The sequence below is a fragment of the Lentzea sp. HUAS12 genome (assembly GCF_024125735.1).
GTDB classification, from domain to species: domain Bacteria; phylum Actinomycetota; class Actinomycetes; order Mycobacteriales; family Pseudonocardiaceae; genus Lentzea; species Lentzea albida.
On the sequence record NZ_CP099738.1, the window covers coordinates 7,585,796 to 7,602,145 of the forward strand.

At 64.2% G+C, this 16,350-nt stretch carries 19 protein-coding genes; 8 read left to right on the forward strand and 11 right to left on the reverse strand.

What is annotated here, in order from left to right; translation table 11 throughout:
* Positions 1 to 42 precede the first annotated feature (42 nt).
* From ND450_RS35315 to ND450_RS35335, 5 genes are all read right to left on the reverse strand, one after another.
* Entirely contained in the window at positions 43 to 1,413 is a 1,371-nt protein-coding gene (locus tag ND450_RS35315) for an FtsK/SpoIIIE domain-containing protein (protein WP_253322589.1), read from the reverse strand.
* Between the two features lie 79 nt (positions 1,414 to 1,492).
* Positions 1,493 to 1,678, reverse strand: coding sequence for a hypothetical protein (locus tag ND450_RS35320; protein ID WP_253322590.1), 186 nt, complete (start codon positions 1,676 to 1,678; stop codon positions 1,493 to 1,495).
* A gap of 3 nt (positions 1,679 to 1,681) precedes the next feature.
* Positions 1,682 to 1,948, reverse strand: a complete 267-nt coding sequence (locus ND450_RS35325; protein ID WP_253322591.1) for a hypothetical protein — start codon at positions 1,946 to 1,948, stop codon at positions 1,682 to 1,684.
* Complete coding sequence (locus tag ND450_RS35330; RefSeq protein ID WP_253322592.1) at positions 1,945 to 2,157, reverse strand: hypothetical protein; 213 nt, start codon at positions 2,155 to 2,157, stop codon at positions 1,945 to 1,947. Before ND450_RS35330 ends, ND450_RS35325 begins: the two co-directional genes overlap by 4 nt.
* Positions 2,158 to 2,351: 194 nt before the next feature.
* The gene (locus tag ND450_RS35335; protein ID WP_253322593.1) at positions 2,352 to 2,741 is read right to left on the reverse strand and encodes a hypothetical protein; all 390 of its coding nucleotides are present in this window, start codon (positions 2,739 to 2,741) and stop codon (positions 2,352 to 2,354) included.
* Positions 2,742 to 2,858: 117 nt separating this feature from the next.
* On the opposite strand from ND450_RS35335, the gene ND450_RS35340 reads away from it, so the two are divergent.
* The gene (locus tag ND450_RS35340; protein WP_253322594.1) at positions 2,859 to 3,227 is read left to right on the forward strand and encodes a GntR family transcriptional regulator; all 369 of its coding nucleotides are present in this window, start codon (positions 2,859 to 2,861) and stop codon (positions 3,225 to 3,227) included.
* Between the two features lie 183 nt (positions 3,228 to 3,410).
* Positions 3,411 to 4,826 (forward strand): hypothetical protein, encoded by a 1,416-nt coding sequence (locus tag ND450_RS35345; RefSeq protein ID WP_253322595.1) that lies wholly within the window; start codon positions 3,411 to 3,413, stop codon positions 4,824 to 4,826.
* On the opposite strand, the gene ND450_RS35350 is transcribed toward ND450_RS35345, so the two are convergent.
* The 5 genes from ND450_RS35350 to ND450_RS35370 all read right to left on the reverse strand — a co-directional run bounded on the left by ND450_RS35350 (position 4,823) and on the right by ND450_RS35370 (position 9,115).
* On the reverse strand, positions 4,823 to 5,740 hold the full coding sequence (locus ND450_RS35350; protein ID WP_253322596.1) for a phosphotransferase family protein: 918 nt from the start codon (positions 5,738 to 5,740) through the stop codon (positions 4,823 to 4,825). The genes ND450_RS35345 and ND450_RS35350 overlap by 4 nt on opposite strands.
* Before the next feature lie 94 nt (positions 5,741 to 5,834).
* Positions 5,835 to 6,692, reverse strand: coding sequence for a helix-turn-helix transcriptional regulator (locus ND450_RS35355; RefSeq protein WP_253322597.1), 858 nt, complete (start codon positions 6,690 to 6,692; stop codon positions 5,835 to 5,837).
* A gap of 2 nt (positions 6,693 to 6,694) precedes the next feature.
* Positions 6,695 to 7,567, reverse strand: a complete 873-nt coding sequence (locus tag ND450_RS35360) for a Scr1 family TA system antitoxin-like transcriptional regulator (protein WP_253322598.1) — start codon at positions 7,565 to 7,567, stop codon at positions 6,695 to 6,697.
* Positions 7,564 to 7,806: a hypothetical protein gene (locus ND450_RS35365; protein ID WP_253322599.1), complete on the reverse strand. Its 243-nt coding sequence runs from the start codon at positions 7,804 to 7,806 to the stop codon at positions 7,564 to 7,566. The genes ND450_RS35360 and ND450_RS35365 overlap by 4 nt, the downstream gene beginning before the upstream one ends.
* Before the next feature lie 103 nt (positions 7,807 to 7,909).
* Complete coding sequence (locus ND450_RS35370; RefSeq protein WP_253322600.1) at positions 7,910 to 9,115, reverse strand: helix-turn-helix domain-containing protein; 1,206 nt, start codon at positions 9,113 to 9,115, stop codon at positions 7,910 to 7,912.
* A 79-nt stretch (positions 9,116 to 9,194) separates the two neighbouring features.
* Between ND450_RS35370 and ND450_RS35375 the strand changes: the two genes are divergently transcribed.
* The 3 genes from ND450_RS35375 (at position 9,195) to ND450_RS35385 (ending at position 13,364) form a co-directional block, all read left to right on the forward strand.
* Positions 9,195 to 9,902: a haloacid dehalogenase-like hydrolase gene (locus ND450_RS35375; protein WP_253322601.1), complete on the forward strand. Its 708-nt coding sequence runs from the start codon at positions 9,195 to 9,197 to the stop codon at positions 9,900 to 9,902.
* A 110-nt stretch (positions 9,903 to 10,012) separates the two neighbouring features.
* The gene (locus ND450_RS35380; RefSeq protein WP_253322602.1) at positions 10,013 to 10,342 is read left to right on the forward strand and encodes a trypco2 family protein; all 330 of its coding nucleotides are present in this window, start codon (positions 10,013 to 10,015) and stop codon (positions 10,340 to 10,342) included.
* Between the two features lie 19 nt (positions 10,343 to 10,361).
* Complete coding sequence (locus ND450_RS35385; protein WP_253322603.1) at positions 10,362 to 13,364, forward strand: tetratricopeptide repeat protein; 3,003 nt, start codon at positions 10,362 to 10,364, stop codon at positions 13,362 to 13,364.
* A gap of 378 nt (positions 13,365 to 13,742) precedes the next feature.
* Here the strand turns inward: ND450_RS35385 and ND450_RS35390 are convergent, their stop codons facing one another.
* Complete coding sequence (locus tag ND450_RS35390; protein ID WP_253322604.1) at positions 13,743 to 14,231, reverse strand: hypothetical protein; 489 nt, start codon at positions 14,229 to 14,231, stop codon at positions 13,743 to 13,745.
* 583 nt (positions 14,232 to 14,814) lie between these two features.
* Here ND450_RS35390 and ND450_RS35395 point away from each other — a divergent pair.
* The 3 genes from ND450_RS35395 (at position 14,815) to ND450_RS35405 (ending at position 16,060) form a co-directional block, all read left to right on the forward strand.
* The gene (locus ND450_RS35395) at positions 14,815 to 15,159 is read left to right on the forward strand and encodes a type II toxin-antitoxin system RelE/ParE family toxin (RefSeq protein ID WP_253322605.1); all 345 of its coding nucleotides are present in this window, start codon (positions 14,815 to 14,817) and stop codon (positions 15,157 to 15,159) included.
* A gap of 65 nt (positions 15,160 to 15,224) precedes the next feature.
* The gene (locus ND450_RS35400; RefSeq protein WP_253322606.1) at positions 15,225 to 15,611 is read left to right on the forward strand and encodes a helix-turn-helix domain-containing protein; all 387 of its coding nucleotides are present in this window, start codon (positions 15,225 to 15,227) and stop codon (positions 15,609 to 15,611) included.
* A complete protein-coding gene (locus ND450_RS35405; protein WP_253322607.1) occupies positions 15,611 to 16,060 on the forward strand; it encodes a hypothetical protein in 450 nt (149 codons plus the stop codon). Before ND450_RS35400 ends, ND450_RS35405 begins: the two co-directional genes overlap by 1 nt.
* Positions 16,061 to 16,350 lie beyond the last annotated feature (290 nt).

A 16,350-nucleotide genomic window follows, 5' to 3' on the forward strand; every position in this document is an offset into this window, starting at 1 on the left:
GCCTCCACGATTAGTGGCGATAAGTGTTGGGGTGAAGGAAGGTCAGGCGATCGAGCGAAGAGAGCCGGTCTGACCGTCGCGGACGAATTCCACGAGTTCGCGGATGTTCTCGTCTGTCGTGTACGCCGCGCGGACCCGGCGGGGAACGCGTGAGCGTTCGTCAGTGCGGTAGCCGATGCCGGCCGTTTCAGGAATCGCGGGAATCTGGTCGGCGATCGCACCTCGTTCGCGTGCGCCCTCACCCAGCACCATGTCCGGGTGCGTCGGTGACGTGGTGCGCAGGCAGATGCGGTTGGGGAACAGGTCCCGGATCGACAGCGTGTCCTTGTCCGGTTCCTGGATGTAGGCGTCCGCGACGTGAAGGGTTGCGCGTCCCATCGAAGTACCCCGAGCCAGCAGGGCCGTGATCTGCCGGGCGTACTCAGGCCGGTAGGCGACCAACGACCCGATCTCGTCCACGATCAGCAGGTTGAGCGGGCACTCACGCGAAGGCTGGACCGACCGGAGCCCAGCCCGTTGCATCCGCTTCTGGGTGCGCTCCATGTCGTCGACCCACATCTCGATCAGCTCCAGGCAATCGCCCGCGTCATCGGCGTAGCGGTTCTCCGTGATTGTTTTGATGGCCGCGAACTCCAGGTACTTTGGGTCGCACACCCACAGGCGGACGATGCCGTCCCTGATCAGCGGGGCCATCGAGCGCAGCTTGGCGAACGCCAGCGAGTTCTTGCCCGACCCGGTTCCGCCTGCCGTCAGGGTGTGCGTGCCCTGCACGGGTTCGGTCCAGTCGCCGCCGTACTCGTCCTCACCCAGCAGCACCGCCCGCAGGTCCACATCTTCGGAGTGCTCGGGCATGTCCGGCGCCGGGATGATCTCCGTGAACGGTTCGTTTCTCTGGACGACGAGCGCCACGTAGCCGGGCTTCACCAGCTCGATAGCGACCCGCTCAGCCTCGATCGCGTGCGCCAGCTCTTCGGCTTGCCGGGCGAAGTGCATCGGTGACTGGCCCTTCGCGAGCTTCACCAACACGGTGTCGATCGACGGCGAGTACGACCGGACGCGCACCACGCGCGGATAGTTCGTGACCTTCTTCCGGCGGTGCTCGGTTGTCAGCTTGTGCACGTCCATCAGGTCCCGCCAGCGCCCACCGACGTAGGCCCCGAACCACCGCCGCTGCCACGCCCGCAGCGTCGGAGCGGCCAAGGTGTCGAACGAGTCCGGGTGACCCCGGTACCAAAGCCCGGTCGCGCCAGCTGCGCCGCCGAGGACGTAGCCCGTGACGGTCGGGCCAAGCGTGCAGGCGCCGGCCGCGACGGCGGACGGGGCGAGCATCCATTCCGGGTTCCTGGCCAGCCATCGTGCCGCGCGGAACTCGGCGGCCACGACGCGCTTGCTTGCGTTCCACTTCCAACCCATTGCAGTACTCCTCAGAGGAAGCGCGACGGCCGACCCTCGAACGTGTCGAAGATCGGCCGCCGCGTTGATCAGTGCGGATTCAGTTGTTGGGCAGTTGCCCGCGGGCGTAGGACGCTTCCGTGGTCAGGACGCTGACCGAGCGGACGAACCGGCGTCGCAGGTCCGTGAAGCCCTCACGGCGAACGGGGATGCCGTCCATTGCCGTGCGGAGCTGCTTCATCGCCTGGTCCAGGTTGGACACGGCATTGTCGAGCTGGTGAGACATCGATCAGGCTCCCCACTCTTTGGCCTTCAAATTGATCTCGTGCCGCTTGGCCTGCTCCCGCAGCGCACTGAGGTCGTTCCGCGCGGTCCGCAGGTAGCCCTTGAGTTCGTCGGGCGTCGCGACCCGCCAGCCACCGGCCTTGCCGGGCTTCACGCTCATCCGGTTGATGAGCTTTTCCAGCGGCACCAACAACTCCTCAACGAAGTCCATCGCGCCGACGAACGAGCCGTACCGCTGTTGGGCACGGTCGTTCAACATCTCTTGGATCAACTGGCCAACCTCTCAGTCCTCAAGTCGCCGACGTAGATGAAGCGGTACAACGCTTGCTGCAACTCCAGGTGATCGCGCCAGCTCTCGCCGACGCCCGGAAAGCCGTGCTTCATAAGGACTTCCCCGACCTCATGAACGAGGCCGAACGTGAAGCGCGGGTCATCGCCGTCCGGATCAGTAAGTTCGATCGGGTACGAGCGCTCATCCATGCTGAAACTCCTTTCAGGAGGCACGGCAAATCCAGGAACGAAGGCGTACCTGGATTCACCCAATCTCCCGGAGCACGTGAAGTGCTCCGGATTTAGGCATGGTTCGACTCACTGTGTAATTCTCAAAGAACAAATGTGAGTGCCCTGGCCCGACTCGAAGCGGGCTACCGGCCTACCGGGCAGGGCTTGCGGGACTAAGCCGCGGGAGCGGACACGATGCGCGCCGCAGGGGTAAGGCCGTCCGCCTTGAACCACAGACCGGAGGCGGTGATCTTGCCGTCCTCCCCGCGCATCTCGTACGTGTTGATCACGGGGTTGATCAGCTCGACGTAGTCGCCTTCCTCGAACCCCGCGCCGGGGTCGCCTGGAAGGTTGACGCGGATCTCCTCGCCCTTCGTCTTGCGGCGGCCTTCAGTCGGACGGGCCTTGGCGAACAGCACCACGACGAACTGCTCTTCGTTCGTGTTGCGGTCGACCACGGGCACGAGCTGGCCACCGTCGAGTTCGCGCATCTTCACGCAGGGCGCTTCGGTGATCAGGAGCTTGTAGTGGGACAGGATCACGGGGATGTCGTTCAGAGCCATGTCGTACCTCCGGTGATGAGCAACTGATACATACCAATGTAGAGCAGTATGGATCGAATGGCATAGTCCAATCGGGTGATCTGTAGCAGTGTGGGTCAGTGAAGTTAGGCTGACGTCGTGAGCGACCAGCCAGGACTTGCCGCGTACCAGCGGGTTGTCGAAGCGGTGAAGAAGGACATTCGGTCCGGAGCCCTGGAAGTGGGCGCTCGGCTACCCGGTCACCGCAAACTCGCCGAGCAACACGGCGTCGCGCTCGGGACCGCGCAGAAGGCTGTGCAGATCCTTGAGACCGAGGGATGGGTGGTCTCGCAACCAGCCGTAGGCGTCTTCGTCCAAGAACCGCCGGCCGAGGATCGAAGCCCGGTCACGATCGAGACGGTCATTCGTCAGCTTGATCAATTGCAGGCGGCGGTCTTGCATCTGACTGAGCGTGTCGAGCAGCTCGAAGCCGCCGACGATCCTCGATCTGTTCCACCTTCTCAGTGACCCTCGTTATGGCGAACTGCAACTGACGCAGCCTGAGGCTGATGAATTCCAACTCATCCGGTGTTCCGTTCATGTAGACATAGAACGGCAGGTGAGGGGGTGCATTGCAGTGTGCTCAAGGGGGTGCATTGATGCGCGGAAGGGGTGCACGGGAGGTGCACGGCGTGCAGACACGGTGATCATTTGACCGGAAACAGCGAACCGAACAAGCTCCTAGCTGCGGTGATGTCGGAAGCCGACATGAGCAACAAGGGGCTTGCCGCACGGGTGCGGGAACTCGCCCAACGAGACGGTCAGACGGTCTCAGCCGATCATGTGTCCGTTCGTCGCTGGCTGGATGGAACGCGTCCAAAGGCGGCGACTCAGAACTACATCGCTCTTGCGCTCGGATCGAAGCTCGGCCGGCGCGTCGACCTCGCGGAGATCGGCTTCAACGGCGGTCTTCAGCCTGTTGGCCCCGATGCGACTGAGCACGGTGCGGAGTACCCGCCGAGCGCAGACGCCGCCGTTGACCTGATGAGCCAGCTGACCGCGGCTGACCTCGAAGATCAGCCCGCCCTTGTGCGTTCCCAGTGGGCGCAGGAGGCGACGCCGAGCATCATCACCGGCTACATGTTCGGCGACTCGCTGCACGTGGCGGATGCTGACGAGCTGCGCCGAGGCGGGGGAGCAGCGGCATCGGCGATCCGTGCGACGGCAGCAAACCTGATGGACCTGGACTTCCGGTACGGGGGCGGGCATGTCCGGAAGATGCTGCTCTTCTACTTCAAGACCGAGATCACCCCGCTTCTGCAAGGCACTCACAGCGAGCCGGAGCGGCGCGACCTGTTCAGCGCAGCTGCGGAGGTGGCGCAGCTGCTCGGGTGGAGCGCCTACGACGCAGGCCGCCACGGAGCAGCGCAGCGGTACTTCGTGCAGGGACTTCGGCTTGCCCGCGAGGCTCAAGATCCTGTCCTAGGTGGACGGTTGTTGGCGAACCTCAGCCACCAGGCGAACTACCTTGGCCGCTTCAACGACGCCGTCCAGTTCGCACGTGCGGCGCAGGGTTCGACCATCGCCAAGGCCACGCCGGCGGTTACGGCGATGTTCCTCGCGATGGAGGCCAGGGCGCTGGCGAGCAGCGGCCAGGCCCGCGAGTTTGCCCGCGTGATGCACGAGGCAGAGCGTTACTTCAGCCAGCACGTCCCTGACGACGAGCCGCCGTGGATCAGCTACTTCAACGCCGAGGAACTCGCGGGGGAGGCCGCCCACGGCTTCCGCGATCTCAAGCAGTCGGAGAAGGCCCGGCTCTACGCCGCGCGAGCTATCGCCCCGGACGACACTCCGCCACGCACGCGAGCCTTCATCGGCATGGTCTCGGCCGCCGGTGCGCTCACGAACGGCGACCTGGAGGAAGCCGTTGACCTGGCGATCGACGCGGTAGACCTCGCTGGTCCGCTGCAATCCAGCAGGTACGTGCGCTACCTGACTGACTTTCACGCGCAGCTTGCGGCGCTCCACACGAACGATCACCGCACGCGCCTGTTCGTCGAGCGGGTGATTCGGCACTATCCAGGCCTCGACCTCGGAACCGCCGCACTGCTGACACGGATCGCTTAGAAGGGCCGCCACGGCTCCGTGGCACGCCCAGTCCGCATGGTCTCGATCCGCGTGGCGTACTCGGCAGCGATCTCGTCGGACTCACCGACGTTTTGCATGATCCAGGTGGTCATCTTGATCTCGTGTGTGGCTTGCAGGACCTTGAAACCGTCCCACCGCGTGACGTCGTAGCCGTAGGCCTCACAAAACTCGCGGTACTCGTCCGCTGTCCACCAGCCGGCAGACAGGTACTCAGTCGCCGTCATGGCCAAGTCCCACTCCGGCTGACCCCACGAGAAGCGCTCGAAGTCGATCAGGACCGCCGCTCCATCGCTGATCATCAGGTTCTGAACGTGTGCGTCCCCATGGATCGCCGTCGGTTCAAGCGGGAACTCGAGCCCGCTGATCTCGTCCCGGAGTTCGGCGACCCTGCTCCGCAGGAAGCGCTTGTCAGCGTCTGGCACGCCGGCCGATCCGATCCGGGGCTCAACACGCGCAAGGATGTCTTGCTCAGGCAACTCGAACGTTGTCGGGCGCGGCGTCCGGTGCAGCTTCAGCAGCAGGCGGCCCAGGGCGCCGACGTCGCCGCGACCGCCGTTGCGACCGTCGATGTAGCGCCAGAACGTCACCGGGTATCCGGAGACCGAGATCGGCTGATCGAGGTCGTACAGCCGCGCGGCGGGCAAGCCACTTTCAGCGAGCCAGTTGGCAACCGCCACTTCCTTGACTGCGTCGTCCCAGTGGTCGTGTTTCCGGGCGATGCGCACGACCGCGGACGAATTCGGGAGATGGAACAGAGCGTTCTCGCCCAGCCGCATCAAGCGCGCATCGGCCGAGTCGATTCCCGTGTGGGCGGAAGCCGCCTTCAGCACAGCAGACACGAGACCGGAGCTGAAAGGTCCGTCTGGGATGTCTGCTTCAAGCACGTTGTGCACCCCGTTCACGCTAGAGGTTCGGTTTTTAGCCCGCCAGGCTCTTCTAGGTGCCCGAAGGGGGCGAGAGCTGAACCTGAGCTCGCTTAAGTGCAGGTCAGCGTGACGAAGCGTCTGGACGCTCACTCGATGCGACCGCGATAGCAGCGACGCACTCATCTGTGAGCAACTGGCTGAAGAGGTCTCTCGACTCGGAGTGATTCAAGGCCGTGTCGTCCAGACTCGCCAACACCCTCCGGCATCGAGACGTGGCCGCATCGTCCTGCACGAAGACCTTCGCGACATCGCAATCCACGACGACTGTGGCCGGCATCTTCTCATATTCGTAGAGCGTGAAGCCGGATGAGGAGGACAGCTCCTTGCCTGTGGGAACGACGCGAAGTGCCCACGACATGAGCTTGAGCAGCTCCAGCTGATCCATCCGCGTGCGGTCGTCGCCGAGCTGCGCTCTGACCGTCGTTTCGTTCACGTAGAACACGCATGCCGGCTGCCTTGGCGCTCGCAGAATGCAGCGGCGTTCCTGCTGGGACCGAACCGCGGACTGGATCTGCTCCGGGGTTGCCCCGGTCTGCTGAAGCACATGCTCGGTGTAGGCATCGGTCCGAAACAGGTCCGGGATCGTCGGCCCGCCGTAGCCGGTAATGGCGGTCGTGGTGCGTTCGGCGAAGATGATCGTCGTGGAGTTCGTTGGCTCTTGGGCGAAGTACGGCTCAAAAGCTAGCCGGTAGCGACCGATGAAGTCGGTGATCCAGCTTCGATCTTTGCCGCACGCCGTCAGGTACTGCGCGAGGTCGACGTCGGTCGGATGTACCTTCCCGCGTTCGATATTGGACACCTTGCTCGGGTCCCAGTCGAGCGTCTTGGCGAACTCGGCCCCTCTGGCGAATCGCTCCCGCAGGGTTCGGAGTTCGTCGCCGAGCTCGCAGCTGCGCGGCGTGAGTGGTGTTCGATCCATGCTCAGTTGCCTCTGTCTGTCATGGTGCTGGCCGTCTCGGCGATCGCCTCTATGGACTGCGCCGGGCTGAGGGCGGCATGTTGCAGCGCCCGGAAGCTCTGGTTGACCAGTTGGCACACGGTCGGGTCTTCGATGTACCTCGCGTTGCCGTTGCCCTCCACGTACACCGCGTCGCCGTGTTGTCGGTGTGGGAATGCGAGATGGAGGTATGAGATTTCCGGCAGAGGCTCGCCGTCGGTCAGCTGGACCGTGAAGGTCTCGCTTTCAGCAAGCCGTACCAGCTGGAGGAGGGCTGCGTTCGTGATCGTCGGGTTGCCGACTACCTGGCGAAGTGCCCGCCTGCTGAGCAGGACTTCTACTGCCGGACCGTGTCCACCAGTTGCCGTCAGGCTGTCCGTCCACCGCGTCTGTAGCGCCGCGGTGCGGTCCGGGTAATCGGCTGGATAGGTGGGACATCCCAGAGCAGTGGCAGAGATCCTGTACTCAGGTGTCTGGAGGAAGCGTGGAATCAGGGCTGCACCGAAGGCGCGGATCGTCACAGCCTCCAGATACGCGTCATCCAGGTCCCTGGCCGCGTTCAGCTCAACCAAACCGTGCTGTCCGTTCGCGCTTCTGGCGCGTTCCCTCGTGACGGTCTCGGCAAGCTTGGCCGTCTGCTTCCAGACGTGGTTCGGAAGCTCGTAGATGCGCCCGAGCAGCATGATGTCCAGCGGGTCGAACGGCTTCAAGGCGTTCTCGGTCAGACTAAGCGTCGCAGCCGAGAACCCCGCCCGCTGGCAGGCAACAGAGAGACTCAAACCAGCCTCGTTCCGCCACCTTCGCAGTTCGCGGCCGATCGCCCGCTCAGCCATTGATGGGAGGAAGTTCCTCGTCACTGGGACCCCAAGCTGTCAGCGGTCCCGCGGCCGTCTATCGCCCTCTCAGGTGGCTCTCGTCTCTCGGCACGGTCGGACAGCGTCTCGCCGAGCGCAACGAGGATCCGGCCGAACTCACGCTCGGTTTCGGGCGTCAGGGTCTCCATGACGATGTCGAACGCGATGCCGGGCATCAGTTCCGAGACTTTGCGAAGTCCCGCGACCAAGTCGACATCCTCGGGCGACAACACGGTGAGCACTCCTCGACGCGACAGCTGTTGAGCACCGGACAGCAGCGACGCTAGGTCGACTACTGATCAGTAACCCGAGCTGTCGGCTAGGCCAGGCCGGGAGCGCTGCTGCTCAGAGAGGTGCGCCAACCCGCGTCGCCAGCCGCGCGGCTTCCGTCGCGACCGAACGCCGAGCCCGTTGCACGAGCGTTCCCAGCAGCTGGTGCGCGGCCGGCCGGTGCTTCAGATCCTCGGGTGCTTCGCGTTCAGTGGCGGACAGCATCACCAACGCGCTGCCGTAGTCGCGGCGCTGCACCTGGCCCTTGGCCTGATCGAGGAGGAACGCCACACGGCGTTCGATCGAGGGGGAGCGGTCGTGGTCGATCCGTTCGGCCAACCGCAACCCATCCGCAGCCGCGCCAGCTTCCACCTCCACGCTGACCGAGTGCATCGCGACGTTCGTCGGACCGAAGACCGTCCACAACGTGTTGCGTTCACCGGTCTGCTTCGCCAGCGGCTCAACTGTCTGCACGCGCTCCCGCGCCCGCCAAACATCTCCTCGACGTGCGGCCGCGATGGAACCGACGAGCAGGAGCGCACCGCGGAGCGCGACGGCGTCGAGGTCGTTATCCGTCCAGGGGGACAGGGCCTCAGCCGCGTGCATCGCGACGTCTTCAGCACCCTCAGCTTCGCCATCGGCAAGCAGTACCTGAGCGAGGTTCCATTGGGCCATCGCCAACCGCAGCGGGTCGTCTGCGTTCTCGCCGGCACGGATCGCGCGATCGGCCGCGAGTAGCGAGACGTCCACCCTGCCCAGCCTCTTGGCCACGCTGCGCAGCAACGCGTACAGGTCAGCAGCGTAGCACTGGACCTCTCGCTGATCAGCCGCTGAACCGTTCGCGCGGTCACGCAAGGCTTGCTCGGTCTGGATCACGAGTGCCGGAAGCTCCGGGGCAAGTTGGCTGTATCGCGTGGCCGACGTCTGCCAGGTCTGCCAAGCATCCAAAACGTTGCGGCGCAATGCTTTCAGGTCGACGGGTATGGCATCGGATGCCGTCGGCCTGGTGAACGCTCGATACAGCGCGTCGCCCGCTGGCTCCGGTCTGGTCGACGTCTTCCGCGTCGAAGTGGAGCTCAACAACTCGTCAGCCGACACGTTCAGCACCTCGGCCAGCTGCTTCAGCACCGCGACCGTGGGGAGCTTAAGGCCGCGTTCGATTTGGTAGAGGTAGTCAGGCGTGATGCCCGCCAGCCCGGCGATCACGATTTTCGGCAGGCGCGACGCGAGACAGCGCAGACGCACTCGTTCACCGATGGCGGCTGCGAGCTGTTCGTCCATCCTCACCCCTGTGAAGCGTTGACCTGCACTGATCCTATGCCCCAGAGCGAGGCCCCCAATCGAGTGACAGACTCGAAGAATGATCGCGCCGAACGAGCTGCGACGGCTCGTGCTCTGGGACATCGACCACACGTTGCTTCAGTCTCGCGGTATGGGGCGCGAGATGTATGAGCGAGCGGTCCCGGTGGCGATCGGCCGGCCTTTCCAGCAGCTTGCCGATGTGAGCGGCAGGACCGAGCTGGACATCATCGCCGAGACCTTGAAGCTTCACGGGGTCGAGCCGACCGATGAGGCGATCGGCAAGCTCGTGAACGCGCTCATCGACAGCTACGAGGCTGGCCGCGACGAGTTCGCGTCACGAGCCCGAGCGCTACCGGGAGCGCGGGAAGCTCTGGCAGCACTGGAGGCTGAACCGACTGTCCACCAAGGGGTACTGACCGGAAACCTTCGGGCCGTCGCGCGTATCAAGCTGGTGGCTCTTGGACTGGAACAGTTCCTCGACCTGGAGACCAGTTCGTACGGCGACGACCACGCCGACCGAGCAGAGCTGGTGGCGATCGCCAGGGAGCGTGCGGCCCAGCAACTCGACAGGCAGTTCGCCTCGGACGACACAGTACTCATCGGCGACACTCCGCGGGACGTAGCCGCCGCCTTGACCGCGGGCGTAAAGGTGATCGCCGTGGCAAGTGGACGCAGTGACGTTGAGGAGCTGAAGGCCGCTGGAGCGGTTAACGTGCTCAACAATCTGTCAGACACAGCTCGACTTCAAAGGTTGATCGAGTCTTAGCAAGCAAGCTCTGGTCTGAAAGCCTCATCTAGTGATGCACGTCAGCGGCAGCGCTAGCTTCTGCAGTTGCCCTGTGTAGCGAAGTGTGCGTTTGCGGCGATCTGTGTGTCATGGACATTGAGTTGGCGGACGCGGTCGCGGCGGTGCGGGATGAGTTGTTGGAGGCTGCGAAACGCGCCACCGGTGCTGGGGTGGAGTTTGCGGTAGGGCCAATCGAGTTGGAATTCAGTGTTGAGCTGAAGATTGACACGAAGGTCAAGGCGGGGTTCAAGGCGTGGGTGGTCTCCGCTGACGCTGAGGCGGGTGCGTCGCGGACCAGCAAGCATCGCGTCACCCTGCAGTTGACGCCCCGTCTCCCTGGTGGCGGGGATCTGCTGGTGGCCGGCGAGAAGGACCGCCCGAATGGGCCGGGGGACGTGTCGGGATACGTCGGCCGCTGACGGCTGTCCGGAGGGCGGGATGGAGTGGGAGCGTGTTGCTGCGGTTGCTGGTGTCGGCGGGCCGGGCTCGGGATATGTGATCGGCCCGCGGCTGGTGTTGTCCTCGGCGCATGTGGTTGGTGCGGTGGGCGCATCGGTGACGGTGTTCCGGCCAGGCCGGACAGGACAATTCGCCGGCCAGGTTGTGTGGTGCGGCACTTCGGCTGGTCGTGACGATGCGGCCTTGGTGCAGATCGACGACCCGCAGTGGACACCGTTGCCGGGTGGTGTCGTGGTGTTCGGACGCTCGGTCACCCACCGGCCGGGAATCGCGTGCGAGTGCTGGGGTGCTCCCAATCTGGTTCAACGCCCTAGGAAGCCGGTCGAGGTGTCGCAGCAGGCAGGGACATTGAACGCCGGGGACCGAATGGTCGGCGACCGGTACGTGATGAACTTGACCGCTCACCCACCAGAGGGCTCCTCACCGTGGGGCGGGCTGTCTGGGGCGGCGTTGTTCTGCGGTGATCTGCTGGTCGGGGTCATCGCCATGGATCCCGCCGGGCGACGGCACGCCGCCTTGGAGGCGGTACCTGCGTATGTGTTGGTGCGTGATCCTGGTTTCACCGCGGTCGTGACGGCGCATGTCGGGCTTTCCGGAGTGCGGTGCGAGGCGATCGAGTTGCGGGAACTGGTGGATGCGCAGTCACGGTCCCAACCTCAGGCGGCGTTCGGATCACCGGCAGGTCTGTTGCCAGCCAGGCGAGCGGTGGTGCCGTTCCGAGGACGAGAGAAGCCTCTCGCCGAGTTGCACGAGTGGGCCGGGGCAGCGGGTGTGCTGCGATTGGTGCACGGTCCGGGCGGTCAGGGCAAGACGCGGTTGGCCTATGAGTTTGCCGAACAGCTGGCCGAGAGAGACTGGGCGGTGGTCTGGCTCGACCCCGCTTGCAGAGCAGAGGAACTAACTGTCCTGGCCGATACCGTGACGCCTCTGCTGATAGTGATCGACTATGCCGAGACCCGGACCGGGCAGCTGGTCGCACTGCTGGAGACGCTGACGCGCCGACGGCACAGTTCGCCGGTGAAGGTCCTGCTGCTGGCGCGCACTGCGGGCGGGTGGTGGGACCAGTTGGCGGCCACGAACGATGTGGTGCGCGATGCGATGGATACCGCGCAGGTACAGGTATTGCCGGTGCTGGATGACACCGCGTCGGCGCGTGCGGAGACGTATCAGGCTGCGGTTGACGCTTTCGCGGCGGCACTGAACCGGGTGCCAGGACTACAAGACACCCCCTGGGCCACTCCGGCGTCTGTCCTGTCCGCGCGGCCACCACAGATGAGCGATCAGCGTCGGACGGTGTTGGCGGTGCAGATGGGCGCGTTGGCGGACCTGCTCGACACCGCCCACCCGTCGTCCTCCACCGAAGCCGCAGGTGCTGGTGGTGGGTCGCGTGGCCCGGAGGATCGAGTGCTGGACCACGAACGCCGCTACTGGCAGAGCACCGCACAGTCACAGGGCCTGAACCTGACGTCGGCCACACTGATCGACGTCGTGGCCGCCACAGTGCTGCTGGGGCCAACTACACCTGAGGAAGTGGGCGACGTGCTCACACGGGTACCGGGCATGGCCGACCAACCCACCGACCGGCACGAAGCGGTACGCGGGTGGCTCATGCACCTCTACCCCGCTGGCGAGCAGGGAACGTTCGAAGGACTGCAGCCAGATCGATTGGCAGAAAGGCTGATCGGACGACTGACCCTCGATCACAGCCGGGCCAACGTGGTCGACGTACTGGCACCGACTGTGCAACCCCTAGAGGCAACGCGGCTGCTGACGGTCTGCACGCGCGCGGCAGCACATGCTGTGTTCGGCGAAAGTGTCAGTCAGGCCGTTACCCGCTGGTGCACCAGACACGCCGAGACGCTGCTGGTGCCGGCGATCCAGGTCGCTACTCAGGTAGAGGCACCGGGGCCGCTGGTACAAGCAATTGACCAGGCGGTAGGCGATATCACGGCCGACGCAGACGTCCTTGCCGAATTGGAGCGGGCATTGCCACGGCAGAGCCAGGTGCTGGCCGAAACGGCAGTGATCCTCGGCCGAACACTGGTTGCACGGCACCGCGCCGTTCTGGCACAAGACCCGAGCTCAGATCCCTCTGACCTCGCGTTAAGCCTGAATAGTCTGGCGGTCCGGTTGGGTGCGTTGGGGTGTCGGGAGGAGGGGTTGGAGGTAGTCAACGAAGCCGTCGACATCCGGCGCCGGTTGGCCAAGCAGCAGCCTGAGACGTTCCTGCCCGATCTCGCGTCAAGCTTGAACAACCTGTCGAACCGGCTGGGTGCGTTGGGGCGTCGGGAGGAGGGGTTGGCGGCGATCAGCGAAGCGGTCGAGGTCTACCGCCGGTTGGCCGAGCAGCGGCCTGAGACGTTCCTGCCCGATCTCACAATCAGTCTGAACAACCTGTCGGGCAGGTTGGGTGCGTTGGGGCGGTGGGAGGAGGGGTTGGAGGTAATCAACGAAGCCGTCGACATCCGGCGCCAGTTGGCCAAGCAGTGGCCTGAGGCTTTTCTGGTCAATCTCGCGTCAAGCCTGAACAACCTGGCGATTCAGCTGGGTGCGTTGGGGCGGCGGAAGGAGGGGTTGGCGGCGATCAGCGAAGCCGTCGAGGTCTACCGCCGGTTGGCCGAGCAGCGGCCTGATGCGTTCGTGCCCTATCTCGCGATCAGCCTGAACAACCTGGCGGTCGATCTGGGTGAGTTGGGGCGTCGAGAGGAAGGGCTGGCGGCGATCGGCGAAGCCGTCGAGGTCTACCGCCGGTTGGCCGAGCAGCGGCCCGAGGCGTTCCTGCCCGATCTCGCGATGAGTCTGAACAACCTGGCGATCCGGCTGGGTGCGTTGGGGCGGCGGGAGGAGGGGTTGGCGGCGATCAGCGAAGCCGTCGAGGTCTGCCGCCGGTTGGCCGAGCAGCGGCCCACAGTTCATGACGATGATCTCAATCGGTGCCTGCGTGTACTGGCATGGTTACAAGGTAACCAAAGTGCCACATAGCCGCAGAGATCGCCTGCCTCGCAGCTAATGCCCATCTACATATCCGCCCAGCAGCTCATGCTCAGGTGGAGTCCGTGTGTCACGCATCAGCCGAAACACGACATCGCACTGGCTGCCGCGGTGTTCAGAGTTTCTTTTCTTCATCAAGGCGGCCCCCTGGCGGGGGCCGCTGGTCGTTCGTGCCCTAGTCCGTCGCGGAGTCCAGCCCGGAGATTGTTGTTCGGCGCCTCCAAGCGGGCCTGGCGGCCCGCGTCGGCGCCGGCGAGGCAACCGGAGCTGTCCGCGACGGACGAGGTCACGACCAGCGGCCCCCGCCAGGGAGCCGCAGAAGTCGACTCAACTTATGTGTTGAGACGCAGTCTGATCGTCCCGCCGCGATCAGACTGGAACCGGCAGAGCGCCGCCTAGCTTCTTCCAGTGGTCGATCAGGTCGTGATCTGCCTCGGCGGAGAGCGACTCTTGAAGCTCCTTTTCGGCTTCCAGCAAGGCAGCCGCAGTGCTGCTGTCGACCTCGGCATCAAGCTGCCTGCCGTGCTCAGCTGACCCCGGCATGATCTGCTCAACCAGTCGGCTGGCTGCGGAGTTCGCGAGCTGCTCACGACTCTGCTTTACGCCTTCGTGCGCCTTCTTAATCTCGTTCGGAGTGTCCACGACCGACAACTCAGGGGCATGCAGAACGAGGCCGTGAGCGGTCGGCACCCCGTGCCGCAGCGCCCATCGCACGACTGTGGTCGAAGCGCGACGTTCTGACGGCTCCCACGGCAGCTGGCTCAAGTCTGCGTCGTTCTCACGCGCAAGCTTAAGAGTGGATGTTGCCGGAACGTCTACCCACTTCATGGTCAAGTCTGGCAGCAGTAAATACAGCATGCGGCGACGTTAGCCGCCCTCGTTGGCAAGTTGTGAACGCGGTCACACAAGTGCGACGAACGCACTTGGTCATTAGGAACGAGCGCCGAGTGGCCGGCTAATCGAGTGGGCACGGCGCTCGGCTGCCGCGCCTGTGGACAGCTCGCCGCCTCGGCGGCGTCAACCAGCCCACAGGCTTGCCAACGTGCCAGCTTCATCGGTGTCACTCGGTCGTAGCTCTCTGCGACACGCCGACGAACACAACCCTTCGTTCGTCGTGACTTTCTGTGGATAACTCTAAGCGGATCATCGACATGCCTGTGGACAACCTGCTTCACGCGGACATAACACCAGGTCAGAATGGTTGTCTAAACCACGTGTTCGTCAACATCTGGTGGCGCCCCCTGTGGATCGACGCAACATGTAGTCCGAACATAGGTTCGACTTGGTTGCATGCGACCGTGGGGCGGTTCACACTCTTGGATGCCGTAGCGATTACGGTGTGTGCGAGCCGACCACCCCGGGGGCACTCTCGTGGACCTGCGTAACACGATGGGGGGCGTGGTCGACGGGCTTGGTATCGGCTCGACCGGGAGGGGCGCGAGTGGCGCGCGAATGGGACTACTACACCGCCCCAGGTGGTGGCTGTCCTGTTGAGAAGGAGATGCAAAAGCTCAAGCTGAGCCCCTGGGATGCTGTGCGCGTCGAAGAAGCGATGGACCGCGTGGCTGCGGGGGAGGCCATGCCGGGCGAGGTCAAGTATCTCAGGGACGACGTCCTGGAGATCAAGATCGATGGCGCACAGCGCACGTATCGGATGCTCTACGCGGAGTTGGACGGCGGCTTGGTGCTGCTTGGGCTGCACTTCTTTGCCAAGAAGGTGCAGAACGCCCGCAAGGACGTTGACCTTGCGGCGGACCGGCTGCGGAGTTGGCGCGATCGGGCGTAACATCCACACTCCCTCCCGGGATATCGTGTGCGTACGATATGAGGGGACAACCACGGAGGTGCGGCATGGCCAAAGGTCTGCTCGCGATGCTTGGCTACGACGAGAACGATCCTCGGATCGTTGCGGCCAAGGAGGACTCCTCTACGCTCAGCAACCTTGTTGCGACGCTGTGTCTTGCCCGTCACGACCAGGGGCTGCACCAGCAGGACGTGGCTGAGGCGATGGGTACGACCCAGTCTGCTGTCTCGAACTTCGAGCGCATCGGCGGAGATCCGAAGTTTTCGACCATCCTGAGGTACGCCCGTGCGGTGGGCGCAAAGATCAAGTTCCTGGTCACTTTTGACCAGGAAGTGCCGTCTCACGTGCCCGCGCGCGCCCCTGAGGCTGAGGTTGGCAGCTTCAGCGGTCCCGTGTACATGGCGGCCAATAGGCAAGTTCGGATGGCGTCGTAGTGAAGGTTTACGTACTGCTGGCTGACTCTGCTCAGGCTGATCAGACAGGCAAGATCCACGCTCTTGGGCTCGGCTGGACGCGAACCGCGCCGATCACCGGATCGATGGCTGTGATTGCGCTCATTCAGTTCGAGCCCGGTGAGGATGTGACCGGCCAGCACGACTGTGTCCTTGAGCTGCTTGAAGAAGACGGTCGACCAGCGGCGTTGCAAGTTCCTGGTAGAGAGCCTGTGCATCTCAAGTTGGAGTCAACTGTCGAGTTCAAGTCTGAGCCAGGTGCTCCTGTGACGGCGCCGCTCGTGGTCAACCTTGGGCCAGGAATGCCGCTCAAGCCTGGAGTTACGTACGCCTGGCGAGCGACCGTTGACGGAAAGACCGACCCGACCTGGGAAGCTCAGTTCGCGACCCATCCGGTGTCGACTGATGAACACGCAGCATCCACAAGCTGACTGCAAAGTAGAGTCAGTTCGGCCGCTCCTGCTACAGAACGACAGAGTCCGATCGGTCAATCATGGCGTCATCGCTGCGCTCGCCATCAGAGTTGCACGGGACAGCCACGGGACAGATCTCTACTTCACCCATCTCTATGCAGGTAGACGCGTTGCTCGGGCTTCAGTCAAACGCCGCACGATGGAACTGCGCGGCTAGACCTCGCCCACGCAGTCCTTCAGACCGGCGCTGGCCGGAGCCCTGAAATGGGTTCTGACCAGCGCTGATCTGTTCTCGGCGGTAAACGCGT

Excerpts from the sequence above, each read along its gene's own strand:
- ND450_RS35315 (WP_253322589.1), bottom strand. The coding sequence starts at position 1,413 with ATGGGTTGGAAGTGGAACGCAAGCAAGCGCGTCGTGGCCGCCGAGTTC.
- ND450_RS35320 (WP_253322590.1), bottom strand. The coding sequence starts at position 1,678 with ATGTCTCACCAGCTCGACAATGCCGTGTCCAACCTGGACCAGGCGATG.
- ND450_RS35330 (WP_253322592.1), bottom strand. The coding sequence starts at position 2,157 with ATGGATGAGCGCTCGTACCCGATCGAACTTACTGATCCGGACGGCGAT.
- ND450_RS35335 (WP_253322593.1), bottom strand. The coding sequence starts at position 2,741 with ATGGCTCTGAACGACATCCCCGTGATCCTGTCCCACTACAAGCTCCTG.
- ND450_RS35355 (WP_253322597.1), bottom strand. The coding sequence starts at position 6,692 with ATGGATCGAACACCACTCACGCCGCGCAGCTGCGAGCTCGGCGACGAA.
- ND450_RS35370 (WP_253322600.1), bottom strand. The coding sequence starts at position 9,115 with ATGGACGAACAGCTCGCAGCCGCCATCGGTGAACGAGTGCGTCTGCGC.
- ND450_RS35375 (WP_253322601.1), top strand. The coding sequence starts at position 9,195 with ATGATCGCGCCGAACGAGCTGCGACGGCTCGTGCTCTGGGACATCGAC.
- ND450_RS35380 (WP_253322602.1), top strand. The coding sequence starts at position 10,013 with ATGGACATTGAGTTGGCGGACGCGGTCGCGGCGGTGCGGGATGAGTTG.
- ND450_RS35385 (WP_253322603.1), top strand. The coding sequence starts at position 10,362 with ATGGAGTGGGAGCGTGTTGCTGCGGTTGCTGGTGTCGGCGGGCCGGGC.
- ND450_RS35390 (WP_253322604.1), bottom strand. The coding sequence starts at position 14,231 with ATGCTGTATTTACTGCTGCCAGACTTGACCATGAAGTGGGTAGACGTT.
- ND450_RS35400 (WP_253322606.1), top strand. The coding sequence starts at position 15,225 with ATGGCCAAAGGTCTGCTCGCGATGCTTGGCTACGACGAGAACGATCCT.